This is a genomic window from Streptomyces sp. NPDC101166, from assembly GCF_044768125.1.
Lineage (GTDB): Bacteria > Actinomycetota > Actinomycetes > Streptomycetales > Streptomycetaceae > Streptomyces.
In genome coordinates, this window is sequence record NZ_JBIWPF010000288.1 from 1 (window position 1) to 1,106 (window position 1,106).

1 protein-coding gene and 1 pseudogene are annotated in these 1,106 nt (G+C 71.0%); one reads left to right on the forward strand and one right to left on the reverse strand.

All coding sequences use genetic code 11. The annotated features are described in order from the left end of the window. Positions 1-330: pseudogene (locus tag ACIRS4_RS38475) on the forward strand (hypothetical protein); the annotation flags it as partial. 9 nt (positions 331-339) lie between these two features. Here ACIRS4_RS38475 and ACIRS4_RS38480 read toward each other — a convergent pair. Further along, the coding region (locus tag ACIRS4_RS38480; RefSeq protein ID WP_404204959.1) for a hypothetical protein at positions 340-1,106 on the reverse strand (767 nt) is incomplete at its 5' end.

A 1,106-nucleotide genomic window follows, 5' to 3' on the forward strand; every position in this document is an offset into this window, starting at 1 on the left:
GATCTGGCCGGGGTGCAGCGCTTCTGCGAGGACCTCGCCGTGCACGACTGGCTGCTGTCCACCCTCGCCGCCGCGCTGTCGGACGCGAATCGTCCCGTGCTCGAACGTGATCCCACCGGCGAACTGGCTCCCCTGCTCGAACAGCTGGTGCACCTGTGGATGCCGGGCGCGCACACCCCGCCCCGGCTGCGTGAACTGTGGACCCGGCTGGAATCCGATCCCGGCTTCACCCGGCAGTGGACCGCGCAGGTCGGGCACCTGCGCGACCGGCTGGCGGTGGCCACCCTGGAGGCGCTGCGCAGCTCCAAGATCAGCACCGTGCAGTGGTGAGGACTGTTCTCAGAGCCGGAACCAGCGACGCACCAACAGGGCGAAGAACACCGACATGGTGACCGCGCCGGTGTACGCCTCGGTGACGAACACCGCCCGGCCGCCCACCCGCAGGTGATCGGTGTCGCCGATACCGAGCGGGTTGAGGTAGTTCATCAGCACCTGGTACACCGTCACGGCCACCGGCTGCTCCGCGCGCAACGCCACCGCGCCGGTGAAGACCAGAAGCTGGAACACCACGAACCACAGCATGCGGAACGGCCGATACCCGTAGCCGCAGACCAGATCCGGGACCAGGCCGCCGAGCCGCCGCCAGGCCTGCGGCTGCGCCTGCCGCCGGGCGCGGGACAGCGCGAGCCCGCAGCGGTCCTCGGCGTCGGTGTCCTCGTCGATGCGGTACAGACTGCCCGCGCGCCGATAGGCCAGGGCGGCATGGCCGGGCAGTCCGGCCTGGACCAGCGGACGGCCCAGACGTTCGTATGCCTCGGCGAGCAGCCGATTCTGGGTGCGGCTCAGCCGGAGCGGACCCCGGAACTCGACCTCGGCGGCGATGAGCGCCGCGAGCAGCTCGTTGACCGGCACGGCCTGTGGATCCGGCCCGGCCGGGCGGCGCAGCGCGGGCGCGTAGATGTGGCCGAAGACGAGACTGTCGCCGGCCCGGCGGATTCCGGGCGGATCGTAGGTGGCGACCACCGCCTCGGTGTGCCGGGTGAACAGATCCAGCAGGGGTTGTTCGGTGGCACGCCGGCGTAATCCGTGTGGCTGGGCCAGGAATT